The sequence below is a fragment of the Faecalicatena orotica genome (assembly GCF_003149245.1).
Taxonomy (GTDB): Bacteria; Bacillota; Clostridia; order Lachnospirales; family Lachnospiraceae; genus Faecalicatena_A; species Faecalicatena_A orotica.
The window spans coordinates 222,682-235,201 of sequence record NZ_QGDL01000008.1; the positions used below are offsets into that span (position 1 = coordinate 222,682).

General features: G+C 41.7%; 17 protein-coding genes. 15 read left to right on the plus strand and 2 right to left on the minus strand.

The annotated features are described in order from the left end of the window. Nucleotides 1–100 precede the first annotated feature (100 nt). Nucleotides 101–340, plus strand: coding sequence for a winged helix-turn-helix transcriptional regulator (locus tag A8806_RS14135; protein ID WP_207657865.1), 240 nt, complete (start codon nucleotides 101–103; stop codon nucleotides 338–340). Between the two features lie 85 nt (nucleotides 341–425). Here A8806_RS14135 and A8806_RS14140 read toward each other — a convergent pair whose 3' ends face one another. Continuing rightward, complete coding sequence (locus A8806_RS14140; protein ID WP_109731852.1) at nucleotides 426–998, minus strand: flavin reductase family protein; 573 nt, start codon at nucleotides 996–998, stop codon at nucleotides 426–428. A 132-nt stretch (nucleotides 999–1,130) separates the two neighbouring features. Between A8806_RS14140 and A8806_RS14145 the strand changes: the two genes are divergently transcribed. The 7 genes from A8806_RS14145 (at nucleotide 1,131) to A8806_RS14175 (ending at nucleotide 5,877) form a co-directional block, all read left to right on the plus strand. Beyond that, the gene (locus A8806_RS14145) at nucleotides 1,131–1,466 is read left to right on the plus strand and encodes a winged helix-turn-helix transcriptional regulator (protein WP_109731934.1); all 336 of its coding nucleotides are present in this window, start codon (nucleotides 1,131–1,133) and stop codon (nucleotides 1,464–1,466) included. A 61-nt stretch (nucleotides 1,467–1,527) separates the two neighbouring features. Then, nucleotides 1,528–1,860: an inorganic diphosphatase gene (locus tag A8806_RS14150; protein ID WP_109731853.1), complete on the plus strand. Its 333-nt coding sequence runs from the start codon at nucleotides 1,528–1,530 to the stop codon at nucleotides 1,858–1,860. Nucleotides 1,861–1,953: 93 nt separating this feature from the next. After that, entirely contained in the window at nucleotides 1,954–2,433 is a 480-nt protein-coding gene (locus A8806_RS14155) for a GNAT family N-acetyltransferase (protein ID WP_278321115.1), read from the plus strand. Between the two features lie 105 nt (nucleotides 2,434–2,538). Beyond that, complete coding sequence (locus A8806_RS14160) at nucleotides 2,539–3,174, plus strand: CatA-like O-acetyltransferase (RefSeq protein ID WP_109731855.1); 636 nt, start codon at nucleotides 2,539–2,541, stop codon at nucleotides 3,172–3,174. 16 nt (nucleotides 3,175–3,190) lie between these two features. Next, complete coding sequence (locus tag A8806_RS14165; protein WP_109731856.1) at nucleotides 3,191–3,766, plus strand: DUF6434 domain-containing protein; 576 nt, start codon at nucleotides 3,191–3,193, stop codon at nucleotides 3,764–3,766. Between the two features lie 6 nt (nucleotides 3,767–3,772). Then, nucleotides 3,773–4,219 (plus strand): GNAT family N-acetyltransferase, encoded by a 447-nt coding sequence (locus A8806_RS14170; RefSeq protein WP_242996090.1) that lies wholly within the window; start codon nucleotides 3,773–3,775, stop codon nucleotides 4,217–4,219. 206 nt (nucleotides 4,220–4,425) lie between these two features. Then, nucleotides 4,426–5,877, plus strand: coding sequence for an MATE family efflux transporter (locus A8806_RS14175; protein ID WP_181368728.1), 1,452 nt, complete (start codon nucleotides 4,426–4,428; stop codon nucleotides 5,875–5,877). A 44-nt stretch (nucleotides 5,878–5,921) separates the two neighbouring features. On the opposite strand, the gene A8806_RS14180 is transcribed toward A8806_RS14175, so the two are convergent. Then, nucleotides 5,922–6,800 carry a LysR family transcriptional regulator gene (locus A8806_RS14180; protein WP_109731858.1) on the minus strand — a complete coding sequence of 293 codons (879 nt, stop codon included), beginning with the start codon at nucleotides 6,798–6,800 and terminating at the stop codon, nucleotides 5,922–5,924. Nucleotides 6,801–6,988: 188 nt separating this feature from the next. Between A8806_RS14180 and A8806_RS14185 the strand changes: the two genes are divergently transcribed. The 7 genes from A8806_RS14185 (at nucleotide 6,989) to A8806_RS14215 (ending at nucleotide 12,501) form a co-directional block, all read left to right on the plus strand. Next, entirely contained in the window at nucleotides 6,989–7,222 is a 234-nt protein-coding gene (locus A8806_RS14185) for a hypothetical protein (protein WP_109731859.1), read from the plus strand. Nucleotides 7,223–7,241: 19 nt separating this feature from the next. After that, on the plus strand, nucleotides 7,242–8,216 hold the full coding sequence (locus tag A8806_RS14190) for an alpha/beta hydrolase (protein ID WP_181368729.1): 975 nt from the start codon (nucleotides 7,242–7,244) through the stop codon (nucleotides 8,214–8,216). A 547-nt stretch (nucleotides 8,217–8,763) separates the two neighbouring features. Continuing rightward, entirely contained in the window at nucleotides 8,764–9,516 is a 753-nt protein-coding gene (locus tag A8806_RS14200; RefSeq protein ID WP_109731862.1) for a Fic family protein, read from the plus strand. An 11-nt stretch (nucleotides 9,517–9,527) separates the two neighbouring features. Then, nucleotides 9,528–10,196 carry a response regulator transcription factor gene (locus A8806_RS14205; RefSeq protein ID WP_109731863.1) on the plus strand — a complete coding sequence of 223 codons (669 nt, stop codon included), beginning with the start codon at nucleotides 9,528–9,530 and terminating at the stop codon, nucleotides 10,194–10,196. Continuing rightward, entirely contained in the window at nucleotides 10,193–11,284 is a 1,092-nt protein-coding gene (locus A8806_RS14210) for a sensor histidine kinase (RefSeq protein ID WP_109731864.1), read from the plus strand. Before A8806_RS14205 ends, A8806_RS14210 begins: the two co-directional genes overlap by 4 nt. Before the next feature lie 216 nt (nucleotides 11,285–11,500). Then, nucleotides 11,501–11,656, plus strand: coding sequence for a hypothetical protein (locus A8806_RS26235; protein WP_181368730.1), 156 nt, complete (start codon nucleotides 11,501–11,503; stop codon nucleotides 11,654–11,656). Continuing rightward, nucleotides 11,653–12,501, plus strand: a complete 849-nt coding sequence (locus A8806_RS14215) for an ABC transporter ATP-binding protein (RefSeq protein ID WP_109731865.1) — start codon at nucleotides 11,653–11,655, stop codon at nucleotides 12,499–12,501. The genes A8806_RS26235 and A8806_RS14215 overlap by 4 nt, the downstream gene beginning before the upstream one ends. Nucleotides 12,502–12,520: the final 19 nt, after the last annotated feature.

Below are 12,520 nucleotides of genomic sequence, written 5' to 3' on the forward strand. Positions count from 1 at the left end.
TGCCTGCTGAATAAGTATGTAACATATACAAGAAAAAGTATCCACTCTATAAAACAGATATTAAAATTCGATTACTTTTGGTTCATCTTTAAAGGAATAAATGGTGGCAGTACCATGTTCAAATGCAAATACTGTCATTAAGTTATCATCAACTGTATACATATCACTCAAGGAAGCTGTAGAAGAGGGGCTGATTATTCGGACGGAATATCAGCAAATTCCTCCAAAAGTAGAATATTCTTTAAGTGAAATAGGTGCAAAATTCAAAAATGTATTATCAGCTTTAGAGATATGGGGAAATGAATATATAGAATATTTAAAAGAACCTAAAAATCTATAAAATTCAGTTGTTTATTGACATATAGCCATCTTTGCAAAATGCAAAGGGACACCTCATTATGTGAAGTGTCCCTTGTGTCCGGTTTTTATTTTTTCATAAGTGGTACTCCGGTACTCCAGGCCTGCCCTACTTTTTCCCCAATGGCGTAATAACCATTCTGGAACTGATCAAAAACGAATGCATTTAGTTTTGACGGGTCAACCTTTCCGCTCTCGTCCAGTACAGATTCATCTGCAAGGACACCTACAATCTCACCTATTACATGAAAGCCGTATACCTCGTCTCTTGCTTCGACAACCTTACACTCCAGCGTGAGCGGGAATTCATTCACGATAGGGGCATCTACTTTCTGGCTTTTAGTGGCAGTCAGTCCGGTACGCTCAAATTTATCGGACATTTTATTGCCAGTTGCGATACCGAAGAAATCGGCGGCCTCAATGTGAGGAATATCGGCAATACTGAGGGTGAAAGCATTACGCTTCTGGATATTTTCAGATGTCTTGTGCCCTTTACTGATATTCAGGGACACCATATTTTGTGCACAAATACTACCCCAGGCCATATTCATAACATCAACTACATCATTATCACCGTAAGTTGAAATCATCAGAACAGGCATCGGAAATAAATACGGCTTTACTCCTAAATCTTTTTTCATAGACTACCTCCATTTAAAAATAATTGAATCAATACTTTACATATCTGCTGAGTCCATTATAATATAGATAGAAGTAAAAACAAGTACCCACATTAAAGTAAGGTACTTACCTAAAAGAAAGTGGTAATGTTTATGATATCAAAATATATAGAGAATGCGAATTTCGAAAAAACCGGATTTAGCTATACCTTATCGCTGATATCTGGTAAATACAAAATGATTATCCTATATTGTCTGATGGAATTTGAAACTGTCCGTTTCAATGAACTTCAGCGATATTTGAAGAAAATATCTGATAAAACATTAAGCCAGAATCTTAGGGAATTAGAGTCTGACGGCCTTGTACTGCGGAATGTATACCCACAAATCCCTCCAAAGGTAGAGTACAGCCTGTCAGAAAAGGGGAAATCTCTAATGCAGGTGCTTGACCAGTTATGCATCTGGGGGGAAGAACATCGTGAAGATTAGTTGAATATGTATTTATTCCCGCGAGCGGCGAGCATTAGGCGGGGCTACAGAGGGACTGACTATGATTGGTGATATTGTAAAAGTAACAGTTGACAGACCATTAGGGACCTTCCATCCTGTACATAAAGATATCTATTATCCAGTTAACTATGGTTTTATAGAGGGAGTTATGGCACAGGATGGAGAAGAACAGGATGCCTATATATTGGGTGTCAATCATGCTGTCAAAGAGTTTACCGGAAAAGTAATTGCAATCATACATAGATATGATGATATTGAGGAAAAATGGGTTGTCGCACCAGATAACTGTCATTTTACGGAAGCGGAGGTCTGGGAGCAGGTAAAGTTTCAAGAACAGTATTTCAAATCGGAGGTCATAATGACCAGAATATAAATCCTGTTTTCTTCTCAGAAAATTCATACGGACTATTCAAAAAATGTTATGGTGATAAAAATGAACTTAGCAGCAAAAAATATTCATAAGAGAATGCCGGATTATACGGCTATTAAAAAACTGTACAAAAGCTCTTTTCCCCGTAAGGAACAGATCCCTTTATGGATTCTGAGAATCATGGTACATCGTAAGACCATTAACGCAAAAGCATTTTACGATGGCGATAAGCTATGTGGATTCGCTTATGTTATTGAGCAGGAAAAGGTCCTGTATATTCTATATCTTGCTGTTAATAACGCAGTGCGGGGGCAGGGACATGGCTCGGAAATTATAAAATGGTTAAGGGATAGATATCCGGATAAAACTATTTTACTTGAAGTGGAAGCACCTGATGAAAATGCGGATAATGCTGAAGCGAGGAACAGGCGCATAAAGTTTTATAAAAAGAATGGAATTTATGAAACGAACGAGTTTTTCTCAATGCGTGGTGTAAGATATGAAATATTATCGTCTGAGGAGAACTTCGTGCGGGAAGATTATGATGCTTTTTGGAAGAAGCTATTTAGAAGGTGATGCCGGGAAACTATATTTACCGAACAAAAAGCAATGAAGTATAAATGATGATTTACTATATTCCAGTGAGCAGAACTGATTAATTTAATTTTGGAGGGAAAAGATATGTCTAATCAGTACAGAGTGATTGATGAAAAAACATGGGACAGGGCAATGCACTGTATGGTTTTCAGGAACAGTATTGAACCAGCATTTTGTGTGACATTTGAGGTGGATATTACAAACTTTAAACGCGTGGTGAAAGAACGGGGGCTTTCTTTTACAATGGCGATGGTTTATGCTGTCTGTAAATGTGCAAATGAGATTGAGGCATTCCGTTATAGGTTTGTAGATGGCCAGATTGTACTGTTTGACAGGATTGATACAGCGTTCACGTATCTGAATAAGGAGACAGAACTGTTCAAAGTAGTGAATGTTCCATTTATAGATGATTTGGAAGAATATTGCGGGTTGGCACTGAGGACAGCGGAGGAACAGAAAGAATATTTTACGGGGCCGTTGGGAAACGATGTATTTCAGTGTTCTCCTATGCCGTGGGTCACATATACACACATTTCACATACGAATTCAGGAAAAAAAGACAATGCGACACCTCTTTTTGACTGGGGAAAGTATTATGAAAAAGATGGAAGAATCATGATGCCTGTCTCTGTTCAGGCGCACCATTCTTTTGTAGATGGTCTACATATAGGACAATTTGCAGAGGGTTTGCAAAGTTACTTGGATAAAAATATACTATAGAGGAAAGAGGATAAATATGACGGAAAGACCTGTTTTGGACAGAAATTTAAATAGTAAAACATTTCGTGATTTCTACTATTTGAAAGAAGAGCTGGTGGATTTTTGCAGGAAAAATGGTTTGCCCACTTCCGGGGGCAAGATAGAGATAACAGACAGGATTGCATATTTCCTTGATACTGGAAAGATATTATCTGCGGCAGCCGCCAAGAAAAAGGCTGTGGTGATATCCGATATTCGGGAGGATACAAAGATTGAACCTGACTTTGTCTGTTCAGAAAAACACAGGGCATTTTTTAAAGAACAAATTGGGAATAGTTTTTCTTTTAATGTTGCTTTTCAAAAATGGTTGAAAGGCAATGCAGGCAAAACTTACAGGGATGCGATTGTGGCTTATTATCAAATTATAGAAGATAAGAAAAAAGGGAATACAAAAATTGACAGGCAATTTGAGTATAACACTTATATACGTGACTTTTTTGCAGATAACCAGGGAAAATCATTGGAGGATGCTATTAGGTGCTGGAAATATAAAAAACAGCTGCAGGGGCATAATCGCTATGAGCAGTCGGATCTTGCAGCATTGGAGGATTAGAGGTGTATGATGCAGAATATAACTGTCAGGGAACTGGAGAAAGAAATGGAGGAGGAAGCGCTGTCACTGGTTTGGAAGGTTTTCAATGAATACGAATCACCAGATTACACAAAAGAGGGAATAGATGAATTTTATAAGTGCATACACGATATAAATTTTATAACTCAACTTCGTTTATTTGGCGCTTTTGACCGTGAAAAATTGATTGGTGTTATAGCATCGCGTAGCGAAGGGACACATATCGCATTATTTTTTGTGGATGGAAAATATCACAGACAGGGAATCGGCAGACAGTTGTTTCAAACATTACGAAAAGAGTGCCATTCTGATAGAATGACAGTAAACTCGTCGCCGTATGCGATCCCAGTATATCACAAACTTGGCTTTCGGGATCTTGATAAAGAGCGGGTAGTAAACGGCCTGAGATTTACACCGATGGAATTGCGGCTATAGTAGAAAATAAGGATAAATCTTAATATCCCTCCCAAAAAACCTGCTTGACTTTTCTCGAAAAATTATGTTATTCTAACTGGGCTGGACAGCTTAGTGCGTAGAAATTCCAAACGATTTCTACGCACTATTTTTTTGTCCTTCGCAGTTTTTAGGCAGCTTTTCTCTGATAAAGACTCCGCAATATGTATAACAGGAGGATTATAATCATGGAACTATCAAATCAAAATCGTACACTAGGTGAGGAGAAAATATCAAAGCTACTGGTGAAATTTTCGATTCCCTGCATTCTATCGCTGCTTATCAGTGCGCTCTACAATATTGTCGACCAGATTTTTATCGGTAATAGTGACCTAGGATATCTCGGCAATGCGGCAACAGGAATTGTCTTTCCCATTCTCATTATCGCACAGGCCTTTGCATGGTGTATCGGTGATGGCAGTGCAGCCTATCTCAGTCTCTGTCAGGGGAAAAAAGATACGAAGAATGCACATCGCTGTATTGGCAGCGGTGTTACTGTCACGCTGGTACTCTGTGCCATTTTTAAGGAGCCGCTGCTTCGGCTGTTCGGTGCTTCTGACCAGACCATCTCGATGGCGGTGGAATATTTCACCATCGTACTCAGTTTCTTTCCGGCCTTCATGCTGATGAACATGATGAACGCTGTCATCCGCGCGGATGGAAGCCCGGCAGTTTCAATGGTATCTATGACGCTTGGGGCAATATTGAACATCATTCTCGACCCAATATTTATCTTTGTCTTAAACCGGGGGATTGCAGGCGCTGCCTGGGCGACAGTCATAGGGCAGACGTTTTCTTTCCTTGTCTGCGTGCTATATTTTTTCAAAACAAAGAGTTTCCGCCTGACTAAAGAGAGCTTTGTACCGCATTTTAAAATATTCAGTAACGCTCTGAAATTAGGTGCCTCGTCTTTTATTACACAGATGTCCATTGTCATGATTTCTCTGGTCTGCAATATCATGCTGGCAAGATACGGTGCCCTGTCGATTTATGGGCAGGATATTCCCATATCAGTGATCAGTATTGAAACAAAAGTATTTACCATTGTCATTAATATCGTTGTAGGTATTGTCCTTGGAGGGCAGCCAATTCTCGGTTATAATTTCGGTGCGAAAAAATACGTACGCGTCAGGGAAACATACCGTACAATCCTGACTGTAACGCTTGTTGTCGGAGTCATTGCTACCCTGATCTTTGAGTTTTGCCCGCAGGTTGTGATCAACATCTTTGGCTCTGGAAATGATGCACTTTATCTTGAATATGCACAGCGTACATTCCGGGTATTCCTGTCACTTGTCATCTTTACCTGCGTGATTAAGATGTCTTCCATTTTCTTTCAGGCTGTAGGCAGACCGGTTATGGCGGTCATTGCTTCTCTTACCCGTGATATTGTGTGCTTTGTGCCGCTTGTAATCCTGATGCCCTCTTTATTTGAACGGAACCAGCCGGGCAGCGGCATCAACGGAATCCTGTTTGCCGCACCTGCCGCTGACATCATTGGGATGATTGCTGCCATGTTTCTGACTGTACGCTTTTTCAGAACATTGGGAGACGAGAAAGGAACTGAGTCTCTTTTAGAAGGAGGGAAGAATCATTCATTACAAAAGAGTGCTATTGTTACAGCAGCCTGTAAAGAGTAACATCAGGTTCGCTACAGATAGTGTATTGAAGGAAAAACATCCTGTCATTCCGGCAGGATGTTCTTCAGCTCATTAATTAGCAAGTTTGCAATTGGTGTAAAAACCTGATACTTTTTCCAGATTACATACATTTTTGTCTCCAAAGCGGGGGATAAAGGGCGGAAGCATAAACCACTGTCAGCCCCTGTATCTGCGAGCCTGTCAAATGTCAGCATAGATCCGAGCCCTTCTTTTACAAAAACGGAACCATTATAAAAGAGGTTCGTGGTACCGGTAAAATTCAGCATATCAACTTTTTCACCGCACCATCTCGGGATATCCACCTTAATTGCCTGATCAGAGCAAATCAGGTCTAATCCCAGCAAGTCATCAACGACAATCGTCTTTTTCTTTGTCAATGGATTGTCTCTTTTCATTAACAGCCCCCATACATCACTTCCCGGAATTTCAATATAGTTATATTTTGACAAACTTGGGGGTTCTGCAATGACGGCAAAATCAAGCAGGCCTTTATCAAGCTTTTCTGTCACCTGTTCCGTATTCCCACTTGAAAGGTGATAGCGGAGCAATGGATAGTCAGCTTTAAGCTGGCCGATTGCTCTTGCCAGATATTTTATTAGGTAGGATTCTGCACACCCAATCTGCACGTCTCCCCCCATGATATTATCAAGTGCCTTGAATTCATCGGTTGTCTTATCTACCATTTCCAAAATATCCTCGGCCCTCTTCCTCAGGAGCATGCCTTCATCTGTGAGGGTGAGTGTCGTACTTCCGCGTTTAAACAGTTTTTTTCCCAGTTCCTTCTCTAATTCCTTCATCTGTTTTGATAAAGTCGGCTGAGAGACATGAAGTGTCTCAGCTGCCCTTGACATATTGCCTTCTCTGGCGATTTCTATAAAATAGCGCAATACCCTGATTTCCATAAAAGACACCTCTATTCTGCTTAAATTTATGAATGTGGATGATATTCTGAACAGATACGTGTGCTGTCAGATTACAGGATCATTATAACACGCGGCACTATTCTTTAAAAGAATAACATGATATGAATTATAAATATTAGACATATCAGCAGGCGCTGCCTATAATAAAACTAAAGGAGGTAGTGAATATGGCGGAAGCATCGGATACGCTTGGAATCCTGTATCAAAACCTATTGGATGCAGGCTGTGATGAAAAAACGGCAGAATGTTGTATGGCTTATGCGAAATGCGGGGAATGGAGAAAAATGCTGCCATTGCTTTCCAAACATAAAACAATACTTCTGGAAACTGTCCATGCAGGACAGAAGCAAATTGACTGTCTTGATTTTCTGATTTACAGAATTAACAGGGAAGACTTTTAGTAGAAAGAAGGGACTTATAATGATGGAAAAATTAAGTTTAGTAAAAGAATGGGATAAGACTTTTCCGCGCAGTGAAAAAGTAGACCACAGCAAAGTGACTTTCCATAATCGTTATGGTATCACACTGGCGGCAGATATGTATGTACCAAAAGATGCGGAGGGCACTCTTGCGGCCATCGCAGTATGCGGGCCTTTTGGTGCCGTCAAAGAGCAGGCTGCCGGATTGTATGCACAGACGATGGCAGAAAGAGGATTTTTAACGATTGCTTTTGATCCCTCTTTTACAGGGGAAAGCGGCGGAATGCCAAGATATGTTGCCTCACCGGACATCAATACAGAAGATTTTCAGGCGGCAGTGGATTTCCTTTCCGTTCAGGGAAATGTTGATCCCGAAAAAATCGGTATCATCGGTATCTGCGGCTGGGGAGGAATGGCACTGAATGCGGCGGCCATTGATACCAGAATCAAAGCAACGGCAGCTTTGACCATGTATGACATGAGCAGGGTCAATGCCAAAGGGTATTTCGACTCAGAGGACAGCGAAGAAGCAAGATACGAGAAACGCAAGGCTCTGAATACACAGAGGACTGCTGATTATAAGAATGGAAAATATGCACTTGCAGGGGGTGTGGTCGATACACTGCCTGAAGATGCACCTTTCTTTGTAAAGGATTATTTTGATTATTATAAAACAGACAGAGGATACCATGCAAGATCACTGAATTCCAATGATGGCTGGAATGTTACGTCATCCCTGCCATTTCTTAACATGCCGATCCTGCAGTACAGTCAGGAAATCAGAAATGCAGTGCTGTTAATTCATGGTGAAAAGGCCCATTCCTGCTATTTCAGCAAGGATGCCTTTGAAAAACTGAACGGTGATAACAAGGAACTTATGATTATACCGGGGGCAGTCCATACGGATTTGTATGATCAGACGGATATCATTCCGTTTGATAAGATGACACAGTTCTTTAAGGAATATTTAGTATGAAAACGAAATACTGTTCATCCTTACTATCAGGAAAATGATGTGATTCCCTACATCCGGATTTACTTAAGCTTCTTTTTGATAATATGCATTATAATAAGAAGAACTGCGATAATTATGGCGGTGAACACCCCTCTTATCTCAATACTCAAATACCAGGGGGCTGACTGCCATGCGTATAAATCAGGGTGTGTTTTATAATCGTAGTATTGATAAATACTGCTCCCAATGAAGACTCCTACGAAACACCACGATACCATTTTCAATATATTATATAGCTTCCTCATTAATCACTCCCACTTTTCGTAATGTATTTTGGGCAATGCTTTATTAATGACAGTATATTATTTACAGAGACTATCGTCAATCCTTTTAAATAGTAGAGGCAGGCGCATATGCAGGGGGTAAACCGCAACTATACGAAAGCCGGTACCGGGAAAGTATAGGATTCCAGTTGATTAAAGATAAACCTTTGGCTATAATAGGAAATAAATCATAGGAAGAGATACAATAGTCTGTTTGAATATATATTTGTAAAGGAGTGTGCTATATGGATGATATCAAAATGACGGAACTGCTGAAAGAGCGGTTCCGTATTGAGATGGAAAAACAGGATAGGGGAGGGGTATATGCACTCACACAGAGGAAGATGGCATATAATTCTAACCGCATTGAGGGAAGCACGCTGACAGAAAAGCAGACGGCCTCTATTTTTGAAACAGGAACAATCCGGGCAGACGGAAGTGTTTTTAGGACAAAGGATGTGGAGGAGATGACCGGACATTTTACAATGTTCAATTACATGCTGGATACTTGTGAGGAAATACTGTCCCAAAGACTGATTAAGGAATACCATTACCGCTTAAAGGCAGGTGTGTTTGAAGATATTGCAAATGGATATCCCATAGGGGAATATAAAAACAGAAGAAATATGGTTTCCAATATCATGACCTCAACTCCAGAAAATGTTGAGGAAGATATGAAAGTACTTTTGGAAGACTATAATAGCAAAGAGCCACATTCTTTAAAGGATCTCGCAGAGTTTCATGCCCGATTTGAAAAAATTCATCCATTTCAGGATGGGAATGGGCGGACAGGCAGGATGATCTTGTTCAAAGAATGCCTGCGAAGCTGTGTAATGCCGTTCATTATAGGGAATGACAGGAAAGCAGAATATTATGAATGTCTGAATAAAGCCCAGCAAAATGAGGATTATGAACCACTTATCCGGTATTTCGGGCAGGAGCAGGAAAGGTATGTTGAAATGGTAAAAGATTTTATCGTTCCGGTTGTTAAAAAGTAAAAGGAGCTTGTATGGCAAATGTTTTAGTTGTTGAAGATGAAAAAAGTATGCAGGATATTATTATCGAATATATGCAGCGGGGCGGACATACCTGTTTCACCGCTGATGACGGCGTGGACGCTTTAATGGTTTTGAAAAACAATCCAATGGATTTGATGATACTGGACGTGATGATGCCCCATCTGGACGGTTTTTCCGTCTGCAGGATGGCGCGTGAAATGAGCAGTATACCGGTGATTATGCTGACGGCCAAAGGCGGCGAGGACGATAAACTAAAAGGCTACGAGTATGGAGCCGACGATTATATGACAAAGCCTTTCAGTCCAAGGGTGCTGCTGGCAAAGGCAAATGCCCTGCTCCGCCGTTCTTCTTCCGCACCCTTGGATGCATTGAATGCTGGAAAAATTACGATGGTGCCGTCCTCCCACAAGGTATTCATAGACGGGCAGGAAATCACGCTTACCCATAAGGAATACGAACTGCTGCATTTCTTCATGGTAAATCCCGGACAGGTTTTTACCCGTGACCAGCTGCTGAATAGGATCTGGGGTTATGACTTTGAGGGGACCACTCGGACAGTAGACACCCATATCAAAACCCTGCGGCAAAAATTAGGCGGCGAGGGGAAATATATCGTTACCCTCATACGTTCGGGCTATAAATTCGAGGTGGCAGTATGAAATTAGATGAGATATTTACATTGCGTACAGTCCGTAAGAAGATACTATTTGTTTCTAAACTGGCAGGCATCCTGCTTATTCTTTCCTATATTCTATCAACCAAGTTGGAAATAGATACGGATGTTTCATTTGCCATTTGGTTTGTCTTCGTCATTGCCATTGTTCTTATCGTCGATTTTCTAATGGGGCACTTTATTTCAAGGCCTGTTTCTAAACTTAATCAAACGGCCCGGAAGATGGCAAAACTGGATTTTTCCGCCCCTTGTACCATCACGGCCAATGATGAATTTGGAGAACTGGCGGCAAGCCTCAATACGATGGCTGATAATCTGCAGCAGGCTCTTGCAGAACTAGGAGCGGCTAATGAACAGCTTGAAAAAGACGTTGAACAGGAGCGGCGGCTGCTGGCCGAGCGCAAGGAGCTGGTCGATAACCTGTCCCATGAAATGAAAACTCCGCTGGGTATTATCCGTGCCTATGCCGAGGGGCTGCAGGATGAGACAGATGAGGCCAAAAAACAAAAGTATTCCGCAATCATTATAGCGGAGACCGAACGAATGGGCAGTCTAATTACGACCCTGCTGGATTTATCTGCCCTTGAAACAGGAGTCTGCCCGCTTGCTCCTGAACGGTTTGACTTTGTAGAGTTTTTAGAAACTGTCGCAGGGAGGCTGCTGATCGATACACCGGACGCCAATTATATTCTGCAATATGAACTTCCCGAACACAGCGCCTATGTTGATGCAGACAAGGCCCGTATGGAACAGGTTTTAGACAATCTGCTCGTAAACGCTAAAAAGAATGTCCGGCCGGGCGGTATTTTAAAACTGTCTCTTACAGAACAAACGGGAGTTTTACATTTCTCTATCTACAATCAGGGCCCTGTTATCCCGCAGGAAGATCTGACTAAGATCTGGACAAAATTTTACAGGGACGGCAACTCAAAATACAGCGGCTCCGGTCTGGGTCTCGCCATTGTTGCGCAGATACTGTCTATGCAGAAGCTGGAATATGGCGTAAAAAATCTTTCCGACGGCGTTCAATTCTACTTTTCAATTCCTACAATTGAGTTAAAGACCCCAAAGTGAGCTGTGGGAGTATATTAATTTAATTTACAGCCCTGCTTTCGTATGTGAAAGCAGGGCTTTTTCCGCGTAGAATTGGTTACAATACACCCCTGTGGGCATGCACAGTAACCAGAATTTCACACCAGCTTCACCGCGGCCTCACACGGACTTCACTGCATTTTCTTAAATTTACTTCAACAAGAGGACTTTGATTCCCGAATAAAAGGAGGTCATACTATGGAATTTTTAGGTTTAGCATGGTACTGGTGGTTAGTAATCGCGGTGGTGCTGGCAGTCTCTATCCCATTTAAAGTCAAGTTTATGAGGTGGTGGAACAAGCGCCGGCAGGAGAGGAAAGAGGAGCAGCACGGGAAGTGGGGTGATGAAGAATGATCGAAGTAAAAGATTTGACATTCTCCTATGGAAAAGATAAGCAGGCTCTGCATGGCCTGAACTTCACTGTGGAAGATGGGGAAATCTTTGGATTTCTGGGTCCGAACGGCTCCGGAAAATCAACGACCCAAAAAATTTTGACCGGGATTTTGAAAGGGCACGGCGGCAGTGTGTCTCTGTTTGGACAGGATATTTCTGCAGCGCATACGCAGGAGTTTTTTCAGAAGATCGGGGTATTGTTTGAGCTCCCGTATCTGTATGCTAACCTGAGTGCCATTGACAATCTCAAATATTTTTCTTCTTTCTATCCCAAAGGACAGCTGCGGGATATTGAGGAGGTTTTGGACGAATTGGAGTTTAAGCCTGACTTTTTAAAGAAGCCAGTTTCTTCCTACTCGAAGGGGATGAGGCAGCGGGCGAGTATGGCGCGGGCACTGATTAGCAACCCCAGGCTCTTGTTTCTGGATGAACCAACCAGTGGGCTTGACCCATCTGGTGCTGTCCTGTTCCGCAGGATCATTGAAGCAGAGCGGAAGAAAGGCACAACGGTATTTCTGACGACCCACAACATGTTGGATGCCGATCTGCTGTGTGACCGGGTTGCTTTTATTTCCAATGGAAATATTATGGCGCTGGATACTCCGAAGAATTTGAAAGAGCAGAATAGTAACCACCGGGTTGTCATTCATTATCTGTATCAGGGGAAACGGGAAGAAAGGACAGTCGAAGCCCCCGAATTGGAGGCTGGTATTCCCTTTGCACATGACAAGATTATAAGCATTCATTCACAGGAGCCGACGCTGGAGGATATGTTTATCAAGTATACGGGAAGGGGGCTGTCCTGATGTGGAAAAGCTTTTATTC

Excerpts from the sequence above, each read along its gene's own strand:
- A8806_RS14135 (WP_207657865.1), top strand. The coding sequence starts at position 101 with ATGGTGGCAGTACCATGTTCAAATGCAAATACTGTCATTAAGTTATCA.
- A8806_RS14140 (WP_109731852.1), bottom strand. The coding sequence starts at position 998 with ATGAAAAAAGATTTAGGAGTAAAGCCGTATTTATTTCCGATGCCTGTT.
- A8806_RS14145 (WP_109731934.1), top strand. The coding sequence starts at position 1,131 with ATGATATCAAAATATATAGAGAATGCGAATTTCGAAAAAACCGGATTT.
- A8806_RS14150 (WP_109731853.1), top strand. The coding sequence starts at position 1,528 with ATGATTGGTGATATTGTAAAAGTAACAGTTGACAGACCATTAGGGACC.
- A8806_RS14155 (WP_278321115.1), top strand. The coding sequence starts at position 1,954 with ATGCCGGATTATACGGCTATTAAAAAACTGTACAAAAGCTCTTTTCCC.
- A8806_RS14160 (WP_109731855.1), top strand. The coding sequence starts at position 2,539 with ATGTCTAATCAGTACAGAGTGATTGATGAAAAAACATGGGACAGGGCA.
- A8806_RS14165 (WP_109731856.1), top strand. The coding sequence starts at position 3,191 with ATGACGGAAAGACCTGTTTTGGACAGAAATTTAAATAGTAAAACATTT.
- A8806_RS14170 (WP_242996090.1), top strand. The coding sequence starts at position 3,773 with ATGATGCAGAATATAACTGTCAGGGAACTGGAGAAAGAAATGGAGGAG.
- A8806_RS14175 (WP_181368728.1), top strand. The coding sequence starts at position 4,426 with ATGGAACTATCAAATCAAAATCGTACACTAGGTGAGGAGAAAATATCA.
- A8806_RS14180 (WP_109731858.1), bottom strand. The coding sequence starts at position 6,800 with ATGGAAATCAGGGTATTGCGCTATTTTATAGAAATCGCCAGAGAAGGC.
- A8806_RS14185 (WP_109731859.1), top strand. The coding sequence starts at position 6,989 with ATGGCGGAAGCATCGGATACGCTTGGAATCCTGTATCAAAACCTATTG.
- A8806_RS14190 (WP_181368729.1), top strand. The coding sequence starts at position 7,242 with ATGATGGAAAAATTAAGTTTAGTAAAAGAATGGGATAAGACTTTTCCG.
- A8806_RS14200 (WP_109731862.1), top strand. The coding sequence starts at position 8,764 with ATGGATGATATCAAAATGACGGAACTGCTGAAAGAGCGGTTCCGTATT.
- A8806_RS14205 (WP_109731863.1), top strand. The coding sequence starts at position 9,528 with ATGGCAAATGTTTTAGTTGTTGAAGATGAAAAAAGTATGCAGGATATT.
- A8806_RS14210 (WP_109731864.1), top strand. The coding sequence starts at position 10,193 with ATGAAATTAGATGAGATATTTACATTGCGTACAGTCCGTAAGAAGATA.
- A8806_RS26235 (WP_181368730.1), top strand. The coding sequence starts at position 11,501 with ATGGAATTTTTAGGTTTAGCATGGTACTGGTGGTTAGTAATCGCGGTG.
- A8806_RS14215 (WP_109731865.1), top strand. The coding sequence starts at position 11,653 with ATGATCGAAGTAAAAGATTTGACATTCTCCTATGGAAAAGATAAGCAG.